The 19,339-nt window shown below is 59.6% G+C and carries 17 protein-coding genes; 7 read left to right on the top strand and 10 right to left on the bottom strand.

Annotation, left to right across the window (positions count from 1 at the left end; translation table 11 throughout):
* Positions 1 to 46 precede the first annotated feature (46 nt).
* From choV to ACQZ40_RS10290, 4 genes are all read right to left on the bottom strand, one after another.
* Positions 47 to 1,093 carry a choline ABC transporter ATP-binding protein gene (gene choV / locus ACQZ40_RS10305; protein ID WP_448747894.1) on the bottom strand — a complete coding sequence of 349 codons (1,047 nt, stop codon included), beginning with the start codon at positions 1,091 to 1,093 and terminating at the stop codon, positions 47 to 49.
* The gene (choW, locus tag ACQZ40_RS10300; RefSeq protein WP_059754593.1) at positions 1,090 to 1,941 is read right to left on the bottom strand and encodes a choline ABC transporter permease subunit; all 852 of its coding nucleotides are present in this window, start codon (positions 1,939 to 1,941) and stop codon (positions 1,090 to 1,092) included. The genes choV and choW overlap by 4 nt, the downstream gene beginning before the upstream one ends.
* 285 nt (positions 1,942 to 2,226) lie before the next feature.
* On the bottom strand, positions 2,227 to 3,129 hold the full coding sequence (locus ACQZ40_RS10295) for a choline ABC transporter substrate-binding protein (protein WP_371259706.1): 903 nt from the start codon (positions 3,127 to 3,129) through the stop codon (positions 2,227 to 2,229).
* Positions 3,130 to 3,237: 108 nt separating this feature from the next.
* Positions 3,238 to 3,495: a hypothetical protein gene (locus ACQZ40_RS10290; RefSeq protein ID WP_139102971.1), complete on the bottom strand. Its 258-nt coding sequence runs from the start codon at positions 3,493 to 3,495 to the stop codon at positions 3,238 to 3,240.
* Positions 3,496 to 3,515: 20 nt separating this feature from the next.
* Here ACQZ40_RS10290 and ACQZ40_RS10285 point away from each other — a divergent pair, with 20 nt between their 5' ends.
* The 3 genes from ACQZ40_RS10285 (at position 3,516) to ACQZ40_RS10275 (ending at position 6,053) form a co-directional block, all read left to right on the top strand.
* Complete coding sequence (locus ACQZ40_RS10285; RefSeq protein WP_080856642.1) at positions 3,516 to 4,097, top strand: thymidine kinase; 582 nt, start codon at positions 3,516 to 3,518, stop codon at positions 4,095 to 4,097.
* Between the two features lie 113 nt (positions 4,098 to 4,210).
* Positions 4,211 to 4,663, top strand: coding sequence for a pseudoazurin (locus ACQZ40_RS10280; RefSeq protein WP_104679569.1), 453 nt, complete (start codon positions 4,211 to 4,213; stop codon positions 4,661 to 4,663).
* Between the two features lie 238 nt (positions 4,664 to 4,901).
* Positions 4,902 to 6,053: a DUF2333 family protein gene (locus ACQZ40_RS10275; RefSeq protein ID WP_078051758.1), complete on the top strand. Its 1,152-nt coding sequence runs from the start codon at positions 4,902 to 4,904 to the stop codon at positions 6,051 to 6,053.
* A gap of 30 nt (positions 6,054 to 6,083) precedes the next feature.
* Here ACQZ40_RS10275 and ACQZ40_RS10270 read toward each other — a convergent pair whose 3' ends face one another.
* On the bottom strand, positions 6,084 to 6,800 hold the full coding sequence (locus ACQZ40_RS10270) for a helix-turn-helix transcriptional regulator (RefSeq protein ID WP_065655674.1): 717 nt from the start codon (positions 6,798 to 6,800) through the stop codon (positions 6,084 to 6,086).
* A gap of 99 nt (positions 6,801 to 6,899) precedes the next feature.
* A complete protein-coding gene (locus ACQZ40_RS10265; RefSeq protein ID WP_448747893.1) occupies positions 6,900 to 7,421 on the bottom strand; it encodes a TIGR00645 family protein in 522 nt (173 codons plus the stop codon).
* A 357-nt stretch (positions 7,422 to 7,778) separates the two neighbouring features.
* On the opposite strand from ACQZ40_RS10265, the gene ACQZ40_RS10260 reads away from it, so the two are divergent.
* Positions 7,779 to 10,019, top strand: a complete 2,241-nt coding sequence (locus ACQZ40_RS10260; RefSeq protein WP_448747892.1) for a TonB-dependent hemoglobin/transferrin/lactoferrin family receptor — start codon at positions 7,779 to 7,781, stop codon at positions 10,017 to 10,019.
* A gap of 56 nt (positions 10,020 to 10,075) precedes the next feature.
* Here ACQZ40_RS10260 and ACQZ40_RS10255 read toward each other — a convergent pair whose 3' ends face one another.
* The gene (locus tag ACQZ40_RS10255) at positions 10,076 to 10,999 is read right to left on the bottom strand and encodes an extensin-like domain-containing protein (RefSeq protein ID WP_448747891.1); all 924 of its coding nucleotides are present in this window, start codon (positions 10,997 to 10,999) and stop codon (positions 10,076 to 10,078) included.
* A gap of 282 nt (positions 11,000 to 11,281) precedes the next feature.
* Between ACQZ40_RS10255 and ACQZ40_RS10250 the strand changes: the two genes are divergently transcribed.
* Positions 11,282 to 13,471 (top strand): anthranilate synthase, encoded by a 2,190-nt coding sequence (locus ACQZ40_RS10250; RefSeq protein ID WP_448747890.1) that lies wholly within the window; start codon positions 11,282 to 11,284, stop codon positions 13,469 to 13,471.
* Positions 13,468 to 13,980 (top strand): N-acetyltransferase family protein, encoded by a 513-nt coding sequence (locus ACQZ40_RS10245; RefSeq protein ID WP_448747889.1) that lies wholly within the window; start codon positions 13,468 to 13,470, stop codon positions 13,978 to 13,980. The genes ACQZ40_RS10250 and ACQZ40_RS10245 overlap by 4 nt, the downstream gene beginning before the upstream one ends.
* Here ACQZ40_RS10245 and ACQZ40_RS10240 read toward each other — a convergent pair.
* Positions 13,977 to 14,921 (bottom strand): HD-GYP domain-containing protein, encoded by a 945-nt coding sequence (locus ACQZ40_RS10240; RefSeq protein ID WP_448747888.1) that lies wholly within the window; start codon positions 14,919 to 14,921, stop codon positions 13,977 to 13,979. The genes ACQZ40_RS10245 and ACQZ40_RS10240 overlap by 4 nt on opposite strands.
* A gap of 278 nt (positions 14,922 to 15,199) precedes the next feature.
* Here ACQZ40_RS10240 and ade point away from each other — a divergent pair, with 278 nt between their 5' ends.
* A complete protein-coding gene (gene ade, locus ACQZ40_RS10235) occupies positions 15,200 to 16,894 on the top strand; it encodes an adenine deaminase (protein ID WP_448747887.1) in 1,695 nt (564 codons plus the stop codon).
* Between the two features lie 226 nt (positions 16,895 to 17,120).
* Here ade and aac(6') read toward each other — a convergent pair whose 3' ends face one another.
* Positions 17,121 to 17,576, bottom strand: coding sequence for an aminoglycoside 6'-N-acetyltransferase (aac(6'), locus tag ACQZ40_RS10230; RefSeq protein ID WP_448747886.1), 456 nt, complete (start codon positions 17,574 to 17,576; stop codon positions 17,121 to 17,123).
* Positions 17,573 to 19,237, bottom strand: a complete 1,665-nt coding sequence (gene bglA, locus ACQZ40_RS10225; protein WP_448747885.1) for a beta-galactosidase BglA — start codon at positions 19,235 to 19,237, stop codon at positions 17,573 to 17,575. The genes aac(6') and bglA overlap by 4 nt, the downstream gene beginning before the upstream one ends.
* Positions 19,238 to 19,339: the final 102 nt, after the last annotated feature.

The following is a 19,339-nucleotide window of genomic DNA, read 5'->3' as shown; positions in this document are numbered from 1 at the left end:
AAGGGCCCTCCATGGAGGGCCCTTTCTTTTTCAGACAGGCGAATCACTATTTTTTGCGGTGACGCGTCAGCCCCGCGACAACTTCATCGGCGGAAATCGTGCCGACGATAGCACCGTTGTCGACGACGCCGATCGCGCCGGAATGTTTTGACAGCGCATCGAGAATATCGATGAGCGGCGATGACGGACGGGCGGTGGCGGCGACTGTCATCTGCCCGTTGCGTTCGTCCACCCCACGCTTCATCACATCGGCGGCGGTCAGCATGGAGATCGGGTTCATGTTCTGCACGAAATCCGCGACATAGGGCGTGGCCGGCTGCTTGACGATCTGCTGCGGCGTTCCGCACTGGATGATGCGTCCGCCCTCCATCATGGCGATACGGTTGCCGATGCGGAAGGCCTCATCCAGATCGTGGCTGACGAAGAGGATAGTTTTCTTCAGCCGGCTCTGGAACTCCAGAAGCTCGTCCTGCAAGCGGCTTCTGATGAGAGGGTCGAGAGCCGAGAATGGCTCGTCCATCAACAGGATCGGCGCGCCGGTGGCAAAGGCTCTCGCCAGCCCCACACGCTGCTGCATGCCGCCGGAAAGCTCTCCCACCTTGCGGTCGGCCCAGGCGGAGAGATTGACCAGCTCCAGCTGCTCGGCCACCATGCGCTTGCGCTCGGCTTCCGGCACGCCGGAAAGCTCAAGCCCGAAGCCGACATTGTCGGCCACATTGCGCCAGGGCAGAAGGCCGAATTGCTGGAAGACCATGGAGACCGTGTGCATGCGCAGATCGCGCAGCGCTTTCGCCGTCGAGCGATAGGGATCGACATAGCCGGACTTGGTCTTCACGCCGACATTGCCGCGCACCACGGGCGCAAGCCCGTTGACGGCCCTCAGCAGGGTCGACTTGCCCGAGCCGGAAAGCCCCATGAGCACGAGTATCTCGCCCTCGCTGACCGAGAGCGAGGCATTGGCGACGCCGAGAACCAGTCCGGTTTCAGCATTGATCTCGTCACGCGTGCTGCCCTTGTCGATCAGCGACAGCGCCGCATCGGGCCGGTCGCCGAAAACGATATCGACATTTCCGAAGATGATGGCGTCACTCATAGATCATCCTCCGCGCCGGGAAGGCGGAAAAGCCGGTCGAGAACGATCGCCAGTATGACGATGCACAGTCCCGCTTCGAAGCCCATGGCGATATTGACGGTATTGAGCGCGCGCACCACCGGCACACCCAGACCATTGGCGCCCACCAGGGCGGAAATGACCACCATCGACAGCGACAGCATGATCGTCTGGGTAAGGCCGGCCATGATCTGCGGCGCGGCGAAGGGAAGCTCCACCTTGCGCAATACTTGCGAAGGCGTGGCGCCAAAAGCGACGGCCGCCTCCACCAGCGCCGGCGGCGTCGAAACGATGCCGAGACGGGTGAGCCGCACCGGTGCCGGAATGGCGAAGATGACGGTTGCGATGAGCCCCGGAACCATGCCGAGACCGAACAGCACCAGCGCCGGGATGAGATAAACGAAGGTGGGGATGGTCTGCATCAGGTCCAGCACCGGGCGCATGCCGGCATAGATCCATTTGCGCCGTGCCGCCAATATGCCGAGCGGTATGCCGATGATCATGCACACGGCGCTGGCGGCGATGACGAGTGCCAGCGTTTCCGTCGTCGCCTTCCAGTAGCCCAGATTGATGATGAGCAGCAGGCCGAGCGCCGTGAAGACCGGCATGCCGACGGAGCGGCGCGTCCAGGCGGAAAGCGCTGTCAGGATCGCCACGATGATGAGCGGATGCGGCGCCTGCAGCACATAAAGCAGGGCGTTGATGACGCTTTGGAAAATGAAGGAAAGCCAATCGAAGAAAAAAGCGAGATTGCCGGTCAGCCAGTCAATGGCCTCCTTAGCATATCGGCCGACGGGCAGGCGGTTTTCAGGAGCGCTGAGCCATTCCACGGTAAGAAAAGACCTTTCGTGAACTAAAACAATTCCGGCAAAAGTGCAGAGCGGTTTTGCGTCCGGAATTGCGCAGACAACAAAGAAATAGAGCATCGTCATCCCGTTTCACCGGGATTGCTCCAATGCAGAAATGACGACCGGCAGCGGAACTGCCGGACGCGGTGCTGGCGCATGACCTTCAATGTCTGAAAATTCACAGGCAAGGTCATGCATGGGCATCGTTATTTCCCGCTGATCCGGCCTGCCGCGCAGGCCGGATGCAGTCATGCATCGTCTTGCGGCTTAGAGGCCGAGAGCCTTCTTGGCAGCAGGCAGGGCGTCGGCGCTGCCGTCCTTGGTCTTGACGTTGGCGAGCCAGGGCTCGATCGCCGTCGGATTGGCCTTCAGCCAGGCGGTTGCAGCCGCCTCGCCCTCAAGGCCGTCATTCAGGATCTTGCCCATGATCTCGTTTTCCATGGGCAGGGAAAATTGCAGGTTCTTGAGGAAGGCGCCGACATTCGGGCACTCCTCGACGTAACCCTTGCGGACATTGGTATGGATCGTCGCGCCGCCGAGATTGGGGCCGAAGACCTCGTCGCCGCCGGTCAGATAGGTCAGCTTGAAATTCGCATTCATGGGATGCGGTTCCCAGCCGAGGAAGACGATGGGCTCGCCGGATTTTTCAGCGCGGGCCACCTGGGAGAGCATGCCCTGTTCGGACGACTCGACCACCTCGAATGACTTCAGACCGAAACTGTCCTTGGCCACCATGTCGAGAATCAGGCGATTGCCGTCATTGCCCGGCTCGATACCATAGATCTTGCCGCCGAGATCGGCGCTGTGGGCGGCGATGTCCTTGAAATCCTTGATGCCGAGTTCGGCGCCCTTGGCGTTGGTCGCCAGCGTGTATTTCGCGCCGGTCAGGTTTTCCCGCAGCGTCTCCACGGATTTGTCTTCGCGATAAGGCGCGATATCGCCTTCCATGGTCGGCATCCAGTTGCCGAGGAAGACGTCGATGTCCTTGTTTTTCAGGGATGTGTAGGTAACGGGTACGGAGAGAAGCTTGACGTCGGTTTCATAGCCAAGGCTTTTCAGAAGCACGGTGGCGGTCGCCGTCGTGGCGGTGATGTCGGTCCAGCCCACATCGGAAAAGCGCACTGTGCCACAACTTGCCGGTTCCGCAGCACCGGCCGCACTGAACGTCATGGAGGAGATTGCTGCGGCCAGGGCCAGACAGCGGCTTCTATTTGCAAACATATGGCTTGCTCCCTGTTTTTTCGTTCCCTTGCCATTATCAATATCTGCCGGACACAATCAACTCGCGCGCATTTGCGTGCTTTGGCGCACCGTTTGCGACAAAATGGTGAAAATGTCGGTATTCAGCGGTGCAATGTCGAAAAAGGGCAGACCGTAGAAATCTGTGTTTTTCCAACGGCCATACTTTTCAATCCGCGTCTTCGCCGTCAAAAGACGCTGGATGCAGCATCGGCTGGAAAACCGGGACAGGTTTGTGAGGCACGGTGTGCCGATTGAAGAGGTTGGAGCATTTAAACGCACGTCGGAATGATGCAACGGTGCTCCGGGAGTGGATAATGGCAAAACTCTATTTCAATTATTCGACGATGAATGCCGGCAAATCGACCATGCTGCTGCAGGCATCCTACAATTATCAGGAGCGCGGCATGCGCACACTGATCTTCACGGCCGCCTTTGACGACCGGGCCGGCGTCGGCCGTGTCGCCTCGCGCATCGGCCTGTCCTCCGACGCGCTGACCTTCGATGACAATACCGACCTGTTCGCCGAGGTATCGGCCCTCACTGCCGAAGCGCCGGTCGCCTGCGTTTTCATCGATGAAGCCAATTTTCTCTCCGAGCACCATGTGTGGCAGCTTGCCGACATTGTCGACAGGCTGAACATCCCGGTCATGACCTATGGCCTGCGCACGGATTTTCAGGGAAAGCTTTTCCCCGCCTCGAAAGAACTGCTGGCCATTGCCGACGAGCTTCGCGAAATCCGCACCATCTGCCATTGCGGCCGCAAGGCGACGATGGTCGCCCGCTTCGACAATGAAGGAAAGGTCGTAACGGAAGGCGCGCAGATCGATGTCGGCGGCAACGAGAAATATGTTTCCTTCTGCCGCCGCCACTGGGTGGAGACGTTCAAGGACGAGTGAACATCTGCGTCCGGTTGCCGCATTTGATTTTCCGCAAAGATGGCTCCCCCGCTCCTGGGCTAAGACGACGGCGACACATTCGCGTGGATGTGCTTTCTCTCAGGAGCAAAACTATGCAGAACAGAACTGCCAAATTCGCCGGCCTCGCCATTCTCGCAGGTCTTTTCGCCTTTCCCGCCCTTGCTGCCGAAATCGAAGTGAAGATGCTCAACAAGGGCAGCGACGGTCAGGCGATGGTCTTCGAGCCCGCAACCGTCAAGGCCGCCATCGGCGACGTCATTACCTTCGTCCCGGTCGACAAGGGCCATGATGCGGCAGCCGTGAAGGACATGATCCCCGAGGGTGTCGCAGACTTCAAGGGCAAGATGAACGAGACGGTGAAGTTGACGGTCGAGAAGGAAGGCGCCTACGTCGTCAAATGCACACCGCATCTGGGCATGGGCATGATCGCGCTCGTTGTCGTCGGCGATGCCGCGCCGGCCAATCTGGACGCCGTCAAGAACGGCAAACTGCCGAAAAAGGCGCGCGACCGGCTGAACGACGAGATCGCCAAGCTCGGCCTTTGAGGACATATCCCTTCGGTTCCGCGGCGGCTGTTCCTCCACAATCGGTGTGGAAAGCCATAATGGCCGGCGCGGACCGCAGGTTGAGAAAAGTTTCGCAATCATGTTGTATCCCGGTTGACCGGGACATATCTGGAAGACAGTAAATGACCGCGGTTTGTACGAAGCGCCGAAGGGCGCGGGTGGCCCGCGTGTTTTTCTTCCGGCGTCCAGCCCCACGGGCAGAGGAGACTATGACGACATGATCGACCGGATCACCGCTTTGATTCAGGCAGCCTTCAGCGCCATCGGCAGGGCCGCCGGTCTTCTCGTCGCCTGGCTTTTGTGGCCCTTCATGGCCGCCCACGGCTGGTACAGCGGCCGCAACTGGCTCATCAAGGGTCCGATCGCCCTCATCGTCATTCTTCTTGCCGGCTTCTACGGATATTTCATCTGGCAAACCCAGGTCTGGACGAATTTCGACCCGGATTACGTCGCGCGCTACAAGCTTGAAGAGCGCACCGTGCCTGCCGGGCAGGAATTGCCCGCCGCCGCCCCGGCGGGCGGCGCAACGGGTGCCGCCGCAAACACATCCGCGCCGGTCTGCCAGCGTTCGGCCATCGTCGACGCAGCCGCCGATCTCACCGATTTCAACGTCAACCAGAACGCGTGGATTTCCTCCATGCTGCTTTATCGTCTCGGCCTTTTCGGCATGGACTGGGACAGCACGCCGTTTCTGGACAACAAGGCGTCTTTCCAGCGTGGTGTAAACCAGGCCGTGCGCCGCACCTCGGTGGAACTTGTGGATACGCTCGGCCGCGTGCGCGGAACCTCCGGCATCAACAACAATCTCCAGGAAGCGCGCGGCAACATGCAGTTCAGCGAGTATTCCTGGTATTTCGGTCTCGATCCCTTCGGCCCGAAGACCCCGACCCCCAGCTATTACCGCGCCGCCATCCGCAGCTTCCAGGCCTTCAACGGCGAACTCGCCGCGTGCAAGGCCGTCTTCGATACCCGCGCCGACAACCTCATCCAGTTCATCGACCGTATCGCCGGCGATATCGGCTCCACGTCTGCAATTCTGCGCGAACGCTCGGAAAATTATAATGGCGGCTGGTTCGATACCCGTGCCGACGACCGCTTCTGGTTCGCCTATGGCCAGCTCTACGGTTATTACGGCGTGCTTTCCGCCGCCGGATCGGACTTCGCGCAGGTCATCCGCGAGCGTAACCTGACCAACCTGTGGAACGACACGCTGTTGCAGACCCGCGCAGCCCTGCGCATCCAGCCGGCGATCATTTCCAATGGTGAGGAAAGCGGCTGGATCATGCCTTCACACCTCGCCACCATGGGATTTTACGTTTTGCGGGTTCGCTCGAATCTCGTCGAGCTTCGCTCGGTTCTCGACCGGTAAGGCGAGGCCTGCCGGGAACGGCAGGGTCGATCAGTCTATCAGGCCAAGGCGTATTGTCTTGGCCACCAGCTGGGTGCGGTTGACGCAGTCGAGCTTGCGGATGGCGTTGTTCATATAGGCATTGACGGTATGTTCCGAGATGGACAGAAGCTCGGCGATCTCCACGGAGGTCTTTCCCTGCGCCGTCCAGCGCACGACGTCTAGTTCCCGCTTCGTCAAAGGCGATGGACCTTTTGAGTTGGTGCGGCAAAGCCGGTCATAGACTTCCAGCGCATGCAGCACGATCATGCCCAGCTCGTTGAGCGCGGCTTGCGGCAGGATATCGCGATCGCCCGCGAAATTCATCAGATGCCGGTTGCCGTACATGCCATGCACCGGCACCATCAGACCGGACGTTATGCCCATGCTGCTCAGCGAGGCCGCCGCATCCACCAGCGGTCCGCAGGCAATATCCGGATCCTGCAGCGACCAATATTGCGGCATCATCGATGACGCGCCGCGCTTGATGACGGGACACTCCCCAAGCGCGCCGTCCCGGGTCATCGCATTCACGACCCAGATGGGCAGGCTGCTTTCGACAACCGTCGGCAAGGCATAGGCATTCTGGCCGCCGGGCAAGCGCAAAAGGGTCACATAGGCGTAACCGAAGGCGCGCATCACTTCCCGCAGGGCCTCCAGCCATTGGGATTTGTCGGCCGCAGCCGACAGATCGTCGCAAAGTCTGGCCTGACGCTCCGTCTTCACCATTCACGCACCCTCGACACGCCGGGACGCAGCGCCCGGAGCGTAAAACATGCGGCTTGGCCAGAACGGGTTACGACCTTCATATCGGCTGGACCATCCTGATCAAAGCACCGGCTTTTCGGATTTGTCCTTCGGCTTGGCCATCAGTTTTTCCAGAAAACCAAGCATGACCGCCGAGACGACAAAAGCCAGATGGATGATGGTGAACCACATCAGCTTGCTGTCCGAATATTGACTGGCGTTGAGGAAGATTTGCAGCAGGTGGATCGACGAGATCGCCACGATCAACGATGCGACCTTGATTTTCAGACTGCCGGAATCGAGCTTGCCCAGAAAGGAAACCTCGGCATCGGCATCGTCGAAGCGGCTGACGAAGTTCTCGTAACCGGAAATCATCACCATGACGATCAGGCTGGCGACCAGCGCCGCATCGATCAGACCCAGCATGGCGAGGATCATGTCCGCTTCGTCGTAGGTGAAAACGTTCTTCGCAACTTTCAGAAACTTCAGCGCGAAGGAAAACGCATAAACCGCCAGTGCCGCGACGAGCCCGAGATAAAAAACGACGAGCAGCCAGCGGCTGGAGAGGATGATCCGCTCGACGAGCAGTTCAAGAGACTTCATTTCCGTATCCGATTAATAATCTGTTTATTGTTGGGGCATGGTTTGTTTCGCCATGTAAACTGGCTGCGAATATCCTAGCAAGCGGCAATGTCGGGACTTTGACCGTACCGTGGCGTTTTCACACCCCATTCACCAATGAGGGTCGAGAGCGGATAAGCGTCATATTTTTGCAACATACTGTTATGCTTTAAAACATGATGCAAAAAGTCATATATAATATGTTGACAGTTATCGTCATGTTTTTTAGTCCTCGCTTATCGGCTCGCCGTAACAATCAAAACAGTTTCAGCCGCGGCGGCAAGCGCGGCGTGCTTTTGCACGCCGTGGCCCATTCGCGCGCCTACCTGGGGGTAATTAATGTCCATTTCGCGCACGCATTCCGCGCTGCTTCTGTGCACTGCCATCTCTCTTCTGCCGCTTGCCGGCCCCGCGCGGGCCCAGGACGCCGCGGCGCAAGCGGACGAGGCCACCACGCTTGAAAGGATCGTCGTCAAGGGCAAGCGCGTCAAAAGCGCCAATGCCGCCGCCGACACGCCGCTGGCGAGCCAGACCACGGCGGAAGACATCCGCAAGAAGGATATCGGTAGCATCAAGGACCTCGGCAATAGCACGGAGCCGGGCGTCGATTACGTCGATGCCAAGCCCGGCCGGCCCGGCGGCCTGTTCATCCGCGGCCTCGGCGGCGCACGCGTCGTCACCTTGATCGACAATATTCCTGTGCCTTATTTCAACAATTTCGCCCGTCAGGGTCAGGCAACCACCACGCTCAGCGATACGAGTTCGAGCTTCGATTTTTCCTCGCTCTCGACGGTCGATGTGGTGCGTGGCGCAGATTCCAGCCGTATCGGCTCCGGTGCCCTCGGCGGCGCGCTGGTGCTGCGCACGCTCGATCCGGAAGACCTGATCGGCGAAGGCAGGGATTGGGGCGGCGTAGCCAAGACCACCTATGATAGCGAAGACAGAAGCGTGGGCGGATCGCTCGCCGTCGCCAGGAAGATCGAGAATACTTCGGTCCTGTTCCAGGGCTCCTATAAGCGCGGCAACGAGACGGACAACAAGGGTACGGCCGATATCTACGGCACGCGCCGCACCAAGCCCAATCCTGCCGACACCTATGAAAGCAACCTGATGTTCAAGATCCGTCAGGATCTTGAAGGCGGTCACAGCATCGGGCTGACGGCCGAGCGCTATTCTCTGAGAAACCGCAGCGACATGAAGACCCTGCAGGGCGTCAGCGTTTCGGGCTCGACCTACCGGATCGGCGACTACCGGGGCTATGAGGATACCGAGCGCGATCGCGTATCGCTCGATTACGAATACGAAGCGCCCTCGACCGACGGCTTCATCGACGCCGCCAATCTTTCGCTCTACTGGACGCGTCTTTCCAAGGAATCCGGCGCCGGCGACCGCCTGACCAACAATTCGCTTTATATTCGCGAAGACAGCATGCGCAACAGCGCATTCGGCATCGTCGGCGGCCTTGAATCCGGCTTCGAGCTTGGCGGCGTGCAGCACACGGTCCGTTTCGGCGGCAACGCCATGACGACCGATTTCAGCCAGGAGCTTTTCGCCAACACGGCCGGATCGACCTCGTCCTCGCAATCGGACATGCCTGACGTGAGCGGCAAGAGCCTCGGTCTTTATCTCGATGACGAAATCGCCTTCGGCAACGGCTTCCGCCTGACCCCCGGCCTGCGCTTCGATTCCTACGATTACGATCCCGATGGCTCCGTTTCCAGCAACAGCGGCTACCGAACATTCGGCCTGCCGAGCGGCAACAGCGGCTCGCGCTTCTCGCCGAAGCTTCTTGCCACCTATGACGTCACGCCCGAACTGCAGCTTTTCGCACAATGGTCGATGGCCTATCGTGCCCCGACGATCAACGAACTGTATCTGAACTTCTCCAACGTCAGCTCCGGTTACGCTGTTGTCGGCAACTCCGCCCTCAATCCCGAGACCAGCAACGGTTTCGAGATCGGTGCGAACTACGCCTCCGGCGACCTCACGGGAAGCCTGACGCTGTTCCACAACAAGTACAAGAACTTCATCGAGCAGTACACGACGTCGACAACGCTCTTCCCCGGCTTCGGCGGCAGGGGCAACGGATCGCTCTTCACCTATCGCAACCGTAACAACGTCGAAATCTCCGGTGTCGAAGCCAAGGTCCGCAAGGACCTCGCCAACGGCTTCTTCGCCCACGCTTCGCTTGCTTACGCCTATGGCAAGGACACCGATACCAACGAATTCATTCGCACGGTCGCGCCCTTCAAGTCCGTCGTCGGCATCGGCTACGAGCAGGACGTCTGGGGCACGGAATTTACCGGTGTCTTCTCCTCCGGCATGCGTGACGACAGGGTGGCCAACACCTTCGACGCCCCCGGCTATGGCGTCTTCAACCTGACCGGCTGGTGGGAACCGGAACAGACCAAGGGCCTGCGCATCCAGGCCGGCATCTATAACCTGTTCGACAGGAAATACTGGAATGCCGTCGGCGTTCGCGACGTGAACCCGAATGCCGTCAGCACCGTCAACCAGCCGGCCGACTTCTATACGGAAGCCGGACGCACCTTCAAAATTTCTCTGACCCAGAAATTCTAAACCCGGGCAGAAACATCATCTCCAGTTGGGGCGGCTTTCGGGTCGCCCCTTTTTTGTCAGCGGCAATAGAGATAACCGCCTTTTCGCTCCAGCACGTCGAGATGCAGGTGGTCCTGATGGGTGGCGTCGCTGCCGGGCGAAAGAACCGTGCGGAAGAACAGGCAGGCGGCGGCGGTAATCGTGCGCTGGAAAGCGCCTTCCCGCGTTCCGTCCTCACCGCGCGGCTTCATCACCAGCGGCTCGCCCTTATCGAAAGCGATCGTGGAAATATCGACGGCATTGCCCTTGGCATGTTCGGAAATCTTGCCGTTTGCCGCGCTGTTGCGGTTGCGGCATATATAGGTCGAGGCATTGGCGATGGCCGTCACCTTTCTCTCCGGCATAGCCAGAGCCGCAGCCGGCAGCATCATTTCCTTTGTCCAGCGGGAAAGCGCGAGCGCGGTTTCGCAGCGCATGGTGCCCGATGGTTCCAGCTTGATGCCGGGCAGAACCACGGAAAGCTCGACAGGCGCTTCGATGCCGCAGCCCTGCTCCGCATCCCGGATCGGTTCGAGCTGTTTGAATTCCGCACCGATATCCTTCAACGCGCCAAGGCATGCCTGAAGCGCGGCCGGGTCTTCCGGTTTCACCGGCTCCGGCGGCTTCTCTTCCGGTTTTGCAGCGTCAACATCCGGTTTCGGTTGTTCACCATCCTCTTTGCCCTCCCCCGCCTTGCCTTCGACGCCTTTCCTGCTGTCATCGGACCCCTTGTCTGCCGGCGTCTTGCCGTCATCCGGTTTCCGCTCTTCCGGGGCCTGCGGTTTCGGGGCTGGTTTCGGCGCTTCCACCGGGCTTTGCGACGGCTCGTCGGATGACTTTTCCGAGGGGGTGGCGGATTGCCCCTCACCCGGTTTCGGTTGCGGCACCGGCACCTGCGCCGGCGGTTCAGAGGCGGAAATCAATGCGAGGGTGGTTACCAGAAGACACAGGCGATGAAGCATTTTTCGGGGCACTCCTGACCGTTTCGGCAGGAGTGCAACGCCGCCACGGCCCGTAAGGTTCATTCCCTCACCGAAATCCGCTTGCCAAGGCGGATCGTGCGCGCTAACAATTTTCCCATGAACATCGTGTCTAAGAACATTGCTAACTGGTGGTGGGGCAGCTTTTCGCGGCCTTGACCAGTCATGTCTTCAGACAAAGTCCAAGCCGCCCGAATTTTCAGGCGGCTTTTTTGTTATTGTGCCGCCTGTCATCGGGCCTGAACAACGGGAAGTATGAGAGAAATGGTAACGATCATTCAGGATGACGGAGCGGAAACCTACGAGACGAAAGGCGGCATCAAGGTCAGCCGAAAGCGTCGGCCCGCCGATTACGCCAGCGCCATCGATAATTATATCGAAAAGCTCGATTCCCATCGCGGCGCGGTTTTTTCGTCCAACTACGAATATCCGGGCCGTTACACCCGCTGGGATACGGCCATCGTCGACCCGCCGCTCGGCATTTCCTGTTTCGGCCGCAAAATGTGGATCGAGGCCTATAATGGTCGCGGCGAAGTGCTGCTTTCCTTTATCACCGAGAAGCTGAAGGCGACGCCCGATCTCACGCTTGGCGCCTCCACCACGCGCCGTCTCGATCTCACCGTCAACGAGCCGGACCGCGTCTTTACCGAAGAAGAGCGTTCGAAAATCCCGACCGTCTTCACGGCGCTGCGCGCCATCGTCGACCTCTTTTATTCGAATGCGGATTCGGCCATCGGCCTGTTCGGCGCCTTCGGTTACGATCTCGCCTTCCAGTTCGACGCGATCAAGCTGTCGCTGGCGCGCCCGGAAGACCAGCGCGACATGGTGCTGTTTCTGCCGGACGAAATCCTCGTCGTCGACCATTACTCCGCCAAGGCCTGGATCGACCGCTACGACTTCGAAAAGGCCGGCGTGACGACGGACGGCAAGTCCTCCGACATCGCGCCCGATCCCTTCAAGACCACGGATACGATCCCGCCCAAGGGCGATCACCGTCCCGGTGAATATTCCGAACTGGTGGTGAAGGCCAAGGAAAGCTTCCGTCGCGGCGATCTGTTCGAGGTCGTTCCCGGCCAGAAGTTCATGGAACGCTGCGAAAGCAATCCGTCGGCGATTTCCCGCCGCCTGAAGGCGATCAACCCGTCCCCCTACTCCTTCTTCATCAATCTCGGCCATCAGGAATATCTGGTCGGCGCGTCGCCGGAAATGTTCGTGCGTGTCTCCGGCCGCCGCATCGAGACCTGCCCGATTTCCGGCACCATCAAGCGCGGCGACGATCCGATTGCCGATAGCGAGCAGATCCTGAAGCTGCTCAATTCGAAGAAGGACGAATCCGAACTCACCATGTGCTCGGATGTGGACCGCAACGACAAGAGCCGCGTCTGCGAACCGGGTTCGGTAAAGGTCATCGGCCGCCGCCAGATCGAGATGTATTCGCGCCTCATCCACACGGTGGACCACATCGAAGGCCGCCTGCGTGACGATATGGACGCCTTTGACGGCTTCCTCAGCCACGCCTGGGCCGTCACCGTGACCGGTGCGCCGAAACTCTGGGCCATGCGCTTTATCGAGGGCCATGAAAAGAGCCCGCGCGCCTGGTATGGCGGCGCCATCGGCATGGTCGGCTTCAATGGCGACATGAATACCGGGCTCACGCTGCGCACCATCCGCATCAAAGACGGCATTGCCGAGGTGCGTGCGGGTGCAACGCTGCTCAACGATTCCAATCCGCAGGAAGAAGAAGCCGAAACCGAACTGAAGGCATCCGCCATGATCGCCGCCATTCGCGATGCGAAAGCCACCAACGCCGCTTCCATCAAGCGCGACGCCGCCAAGGTGGGCACCGGTGTGAAGATCCTGCTCGTTGACCACGAAGACAGCTTCGTGCACACGCTGGCGAATTATTTCCGCCAGACGGGCGCGACCGTCTCCACCGTCAGAACGCCGGTTGCGGCAGAGGTGTTCGATCGCTTCCAGCCCGATCTTGTCGTGCTCTCTCCCGGACCGGGCAGCCCGACGGATTTCGACTGCAAGGCGACCATCAAGGCCGCCCGCGCCCGCGAATTGCCGATCTTCGGCGTTTGCCTCGGCCTTCAGGCGCTGGCGGAAGCCTATGGCGGCGAGCTTCGCCAGCTTGCGGTGCCGATGCACGGCAAGCCCTCACGCATCCGCGTGCTGGAGCCGGGTCTCGTCTTCTCCGGCCTCGGCAAGGAAGTAACCGTCGGCCGTTACCACTCGATCTTCGCCGACCCCTCCACCCTTCCGCGTGATTTCATCATCACCGCGGAAAGCGAGGACGGCACGATCATGGGCATCGAACACGCCAAGGAGCCGGTGGCCGCCGTTCAGTTCCACCCGGAATCGATCATGACACTCGGCCAGGACGCCGGCATGCGCATGATCGAAAACGTCGTGGTGCATCTGACCCGCAAGGCGAAGACAAAGGCGGCATGATGGTGGCTGCCGACGCCATCAGCATCGAACCCATCCGGGCGGAACACGTTGAAAGCTTTCACCGTGCTCTCGATGCGGTGTCGCGTGAGCGGAAATATCTGAGCTTCCTGGAGGCGCCGCCGCTCGATTCGGTCCGCGCCTTCGTTCTCGACATGATCGAAAACGACCATCCGCAATTCGTGGCGATTGCGGATGGCAAGGTGGTCGGCTGGTGCGATATTCGCCGCGAGAGCAGGCCCACCCATGCCCATCGCGGCACCCTCGGCATGGGCATCCTGCCGGCCTATCGCGACAAGGGGCTGGGTGGACGGCTGATGCGGCAGACGCTCGATGCCGCCCGTCAATGCGGGCTCCACCGTGTGGAACTGAGCGTGCATGCCGACAATGCCAGAGCAATCGCGCTTTATGAAAAGATCGGTTTTGTACATGAAGGCCGGGGCCGTGATGCCGTTCTGATCGACGGGCGTTACATCGACAGCCTGAACATGGCGATCATCTTGGGCAACTAACCCCTCGGCAGCGAGGCGGAAATGCACAGCGCGAATTTCTTCAGCAGCTGCGTGTCGAAGTGCCCTTCCCGCCGCAGCATCCAGGTCAGCGCCTCATTCGCCGTCCACGGCTTCTTGTAGGGCCTGACCGAGGTGATGGCGTCATAGACGTCGCAAATCGCCGCGATACGCGCATAGAGGCTGATCTGGCTGCCCGCACGGCCGCTCGGATAACCGCCGCCATCCATCCGCTCATGATGATTGAAGCAGACATCGAGCACCATCTCCGGCATCTGCACATTGCGCGACAATATATCCCGGCCGAATGCGGGATGGAGATTGATGATTTCCCGCTCGCTGGCGCTCAACCCTTCCGTCTTGTTGAGGATCGATGAAGGAATTTCCACCTTGCCGATATCATGCAGCAACCCGCTGATGCCGAGCAGATTGACCGTTCCCCTGTCGAGCCCGAGATAATTACCGAAGAGGATCATCAGCCCGCTGACGGAGACCGAGTGCACGAAGGTCGTTTCGTCTTTCGATTTCAGGCGGGTGACGCCGATGAAAATCGCCGGGTTCGACTGCACGGCATCGGAAATCTTGCCCGCCGCCGCAGCCATGCCCTTCAGCGAAACGACGCCGCCCTCTTCTGCGGAAGCAAATGTCTCGGCAATCGTATCGGCGGCCGAGCGCACGGCGTGGGTGACGGCAGCGACGGTTTCCGGGCAATTGCCCGGTTGCGGCGAAACCGCCGCAGAACGCGCGCTGCCTTCGGTATCGTATCCCCTGGCGGTGTTGATGACGATGCTTTCGGCGCCGCTTGATTTCAATTGACGCATTAATTCCTCGTGCCGCAAAAGAAAGCGGTGCCGTTTTAAAAATCCCTGGTTCGAAAGCGTTCCTTCGACCGCTTCGATAAACATGCCAATCGTCAGTTGCTGGGTGGAAATTCGTTTGAGCATCAGATGCTTTTATTTTCCTTCCCGGGAATGATAACCTGAAACCGTAATTCGTAAAAATGTCGGCGCGCAACCGGCTAAACTATAAAGGTGAAGTCCAGCCTTCCCAACCCTGCCTAAACTTGCACCTCGGAAGATTAGATAACACAAATATGAAAATTTTTTACTCTGGATATATTTAAAACTCAAAGAATCAATCCGAATAGACCGAGAAACAACCGTAGAATGTAAATAGTGAAAATTCTCGCATACGACGCAAATCAGGAGCCGAAGAAACCCGCATGAATTCCAGACTTGAAACGCGCATCGATCAGGGTACGGGCCGTGAACCGGCGGACATGGTTCTCAAGGGCGGACGCTTCTTCGACCTCGTCACCGGAGAACTCGTCGCTTCGGATATCGCCATCTGTGGCGACACCATCGTCGGCACCTGCGAGAACTACAAGGGGCGACAGGAAATCGACATTTCCGGAAAGATCGTCGTTCCGGGTTTCATCGATACGCATCTCCATATCGAATCGTCGCTGGTGACGCCGCACGAATTCGACCGCTGCGTTTTGCCCTATGGCGTTACCACGGCCATTTGCGACCCGCACGAGATCGCCAATGTTCTGGGCGTAGAGGGGCTTCGGTTCTTCCTCGACAGTGCCATGGAAACCATCATGGACATCCGCGTGCAGCTCTCCTCTTGCGTGCCCGCCACCCATCTGGAAACCGCCGGCGCGGATCTGCCCATCGAAAAGCTGCTGCCGTTCCGGGAGCACCCGAAGGTCATCGGACTTGCCGAATTCATGAATTTTCCGGGCGTCATCCACAAGGATCCGGTGTGTATGGCGAAGCTAGAGGCCTTTCAGGGCCAGCATATCGACGGCCATGCACCGCTTCTCTCCGGCACGGCTTTGAACGGCTATCTCGCCGCCGGCATCCGCACCGAACATGAATGCACGAGCGCGACTGAAGCGCTGGAGAAAATCCGCAAGGGCATGCATATTCTGGTGCGCGAAGGCTCGGTCTCAAAGGACCTGCACGCCCTGATGCCGATCATCACCGAGCGCCTGTCGCCCTATCTGGCCCTCTGCACGGACGATCGCAACCCGCTCGACATCGCCGAACAGGGCCATCTCGACTATATGATCCGCACCGCGATCGCCAGCGACGTGGAACCGCTCGCCATCTACCGCGCCGCCTCCATTTCCGCCGCAAAAGCCTTTGGCCTGCGCGACCGCGGCCTTGTCGCACCGGGCTGGCGGGCCGATCTTGTGGTCATCGACAGCCTGCAGAACTGCAAGGCGAGTATGGTGCTTTCCGGCGGCCGGCTCGTCGATGACGCCCTTTTTGCCACGCGCAAACCGGTCGCACCCGTCGGCCTCGACAGCGTCAAGGCAAGACCCGTGCTCGCCTCGCATTTCGGCGTGCCGGTCACGGAGGGCGAAAGCCCTATCATGGGCGTGCTTCCCGGCAAGATCATTACCGAGCACCGCCGCTACAGGCTGCCGACGGATGGCAACCAGACCACCGTCGATCTTGAAAACGACATCATCAAGGTCGCCGTCATCGAACGCCACGGCAAGAACGGCAACCATGCCAACGGTTTCGTTCAGGGCTTCGGCCTGAAAAAGGGCGCCATCGCCTCCACCGTCGGCCATGACAGCCACAATATCTGTGTCGTCGGCGTGAGCGAAGACGACATGGCGCTGGCCGCCAACCGGCTCGGCGAAATCAAGGGCGGCTTCGTGGTGGTGGAAGACGGCAGGGTGACGGGCGAGATCGCTTTGCCCGTCGCCGGGCTGATGAGCCTCGAACCCTATGAGACCGTTCGCGATACGCTGCACACGCTCAGAAAAGCAGCCTATGCACTCGGCACGACGCTGGAAGAGCCCTTCCTGCAGGTCGCCTTCCTGCCCCTGCCCGTCATCCCGCATCTGAAGATTTCCGATATGGGTATGGTGGATGTGGACCGGTTTGCGCTGATTTGATTGGCGGAAAATGCCTCGGCGGAAGACGGTAAATGCGCATAAGACGCACCGACCTCCTCATTCCTGTGCTTGTCACAGGAATCCAGTCGACGCGCGTCTGCGCGGCGAGAGAGTCTTTTCAGCCCAATGACTTGGGCTGGCTAGATTCCTGTGACAAGCACAGGAATGAGGGAAGCAGGATACGTAATCAGCAGAGATCGCTGCATCTTCTGCTGTGCCCATACCCTCAATCCGGAGGCAGAGACTTGCGAAAATAAACCACCCGCTGCGTTTCCTCAAATCCCAGCGCCGCATGCATGCGGTGTGAATCGATATTGGAAATATCGGCATCGGAAGCAAGTTCGCTCACACCCTTGCTGGTCGCCCAACGGGTTACTTCGGCAATCAATGCCGCCGCAACGCCCTGCTTGCGAAAGGCCTCCTCCACATAAACGCCTTCGAGAAACGCCACGGGCGAGGTGTCGCATCCGTTGACATAATCGTGCCGCAGGCTGGCTTCGGCAAAACCGATGGCCATGCCCGCCGGATCATAGGCGATAAATCCAACCTCGTTGTCGGAGACGTCCTGCAACTCCGCCCGGTGTTCGGCGGGTGAAGCATCCGGCCACAAACGGTGCCGCAGAAGCGACCACTCATCGAGCGATGCTTCGCCAGCCGTCTCGATGGCAAATTGGCCGCTCATGCAACGACCCCGCAAAACACATCCAGCCCCTCGAGCTTCACGATCCCCGCATCGAATAACGGTGCGAAACCCGGCATCGGCAGTATATCGGTGACCCGCATGGCCTTCGGTATCGGGAATTCCACCGCCTCACGGGTGAGGTTGAAAACGAAGAGCAGCTTTTCATCGCCCTTCTGGCGCGTGAAGGCCAGCACATCGAGATTGGTCTTGATAAAATGCATGTCGCCATCGCGCAGCGCGCCGTGACCTTTTCGGAAGGACAAGACGGCGCGGTAATGGTTCAAAACCGAGTCCGGCTTGCGCTCCTGCGCATCCACAGCCTGCATGGCATGGACATAGGGCACCGGCAACCATGGCTTTTGAGCGCTGGAAAAACCGGCATTCGGCTTGCCGGTCTCCCACACCATCGGCGTGCGGCATCCGTCGCGCCCCTTAAAGGCGGGCCAGAAGCGGATGCCGTAGGGATCGCGCAGATCCTCGAAGGCGAGTTCCGCCTCGGTCAGACCCAGTTCCTCGCCCTGATAGAGACATATGGAACCGCGCAGGCTGGCGAGAACGCAGATGGCAAGCTTCGCCACCCGCACCTGCTCCTCTACACTTTCGGAAAAACGGCTGAGGTGGCGCACCACATCGTGGTTGGAAAAAGCCCAGCACACCCAGCCATCCGTCACCACCTTGCCGAAGGTTTCGACCGAGGCGCGCAGATGCTTCGCGCTGAAATCCGGACCCAGCAGGTCGAAAGTGTAGCACATGTTGAGCTTGTCGTTGCCGGACGTATAAGCCGCCACCGTCTTCAGCGACCGCGCCCCGTCTCCCACCTCACCCACCGTGGCGCGCCCCTCATACTCGTCGAGCAGCGCGCGAAAACGCTTCAGGAAAGCCACGTTTTCCGGCCGCGTCTTGTCGTAGAGATGGTCCTGCATGCCATAGGGATTGACGTCGGAAGCATCGAGACCGAAACTCTCCTCGTCGAAAAGCGGCGGGTTGTCGCGCAAAAGCTTGTCATGGAAGTAATGGTTGACGGTATCGAGCCGGAAACCGTCCACGCCGCGATCCAGCCAGAAACGCACGGTTTCGAGAAGCGCATTCTGCACAGCCGGATTATGGAAATTGAGATCCGGCTGCGAGGCGAGGAAGCTGTGCATGTAATATTGCTTGCGCACGCCGTCCCATTCCCAGGCTGGGCCGCCGAACACGGAAAGCCAGTTTGTCGGCGCCGTGCCGTCCGGCTTGGGGTTGGCCCAGACATACCAGTCGGCCTTGCTGTTGGTGCGGCTCGCCCGGCTGTCCACGAACCAGGGATGCTGGTCCGACGTGTGCGAGATGACCTGATCGATGATGACCTTCAGCCCCAGCCGGTGCGCCTCTGCCATCAGCGCGTCGAAATCGGCAAGCGTGCCGAACATCGGATCGACATTGCAATAATCGGAAACGTCATAGCCCATATCGGCCATGGGCGAGGTGAAAAAGGGCGAGAGCCAGATGCCGTCGACACCGAGCGAGGCGATATAGGGCAGGCGTTTCGTCACCCCGGCAAGATCGCCGAAACCGTCGCCGGTCGTATCCTGAAACGAGCGCGGATAGACCTGATAGATCACCGCTCCCTTCCACCAGTCCGATTGCGCTTGAGGTTTGTGGACCGGGGCATAGGGCAGCGTCATCGGCGATCTCCTGTGGGCGTCTTGCCAGAGAATATAAAGCCGTTGCCTCCGCGTAAACCGGAACTTCGCACATGCACAAACGGCTACAACCGCCCTTGTCAG

The sequence above is a fragment of the Agrobacterium sp. 16-172Ci genome (assembly GCF_053522725.1).
Note: the sequence above shows the minus strand (reverse complement) of the source record. Positions and strands in the feature narration are given on the sequence as shown.

Coding starts and splice junctions, on each gene's coding strand:
- ACQZ40_RS10240 (WP_448747888.1), bottom strand. CDS start 14,921: ATGCTCAAACGAATTTCCACCCAGCAACTGACGATTGGCATGTTTATC.
- ACQZ40_RS10250 (WP_448747890.1), top strand. CDS start 11,282: ATGGTAACGATCATTCAGGATGACGGAGCGGAAACCTACGAGACGAAA.
- ACQZ40_RS10270 (WP_065655674.1), bottom strand. CDS start 6,800: ATGGTGAAGACGGAGCGTCAGGCCAGACTTTGCGACGATCTGTCGGCT.
- ACQZ40_RS10275 (WP_078051758.1), top strand. CDS start 4,902: ATGATCGACCGGATCACCGCTTTGATTCAGGCAGCCTTCAGCGCCATC.
- ACQZ40_RS10285 (WP_080856642.1), top strand. CDS start 3,516: ATGGCAAAACTCTATTTCAATTATTCGACGATGAATGCCGGCAAATCG.
- ACQZ40_RS10280 (WP_104679569.1), top strand. CDS start 4,211: ATGCAGAACAGAACTGCCAAATTCGCCGGCCTCGCCATTCTCGCAGGT.
- bglA (WP_448747885.1), bottom strand. CDS start 19,237: ATGACGCTGCCCTATGCCCCGGTCCACAAACCTCAAGCGCAATCGGAC.
- choV (WP_448747894.1), bottom strand. CDS start 1,093: ATGAGTGACGCCATCATCTTCGGAAATGTCGATATCGTTTTCGGCGAC.
- ACQZ40_RS10265 (WP_448747893.1), bottom strand. CDS start 7,421: ATGAAGTCTCTTGAACTGCTCGTCGAGCGGATCATCCTCTCCAGCCGC.
- ACQZ40_RS10295 (WP_371259706.1), bottom strand. CDS start 3,129: ATGACGTTCAGTGCGGCCGGTGCTGCGGAACCGGCAAGTTGTGGCACA.
- ACQZ40_RS10260 (WP_448747892.1), top strand. CDS start 7,779: ATGTCCATTTCGCGCACGCATTCCGCGCTGCTTCTGTGCACTGCCATC.
- ACQZ40_RS10245 (WP_448747889.1), top strand. CDS start 13,468: ATGATGGTGGCTGCCGACGCCATCAGCATCGAACCCATCCGGGCGGAA.
- ACQZ40_RS10255 (WP_448747891.1), bottom strand. CDS start 10,999: ATGCTTCATCGCCTGTGTCTTCTGGTAACCACCCTCGCATTGATTTCC.
- ade (WP_448747887.1), top strand. CDS start 15,200: ATGAATTCCAGACTTGAAACGCGCATCGATCAGGGTACGGGCCGTGAA.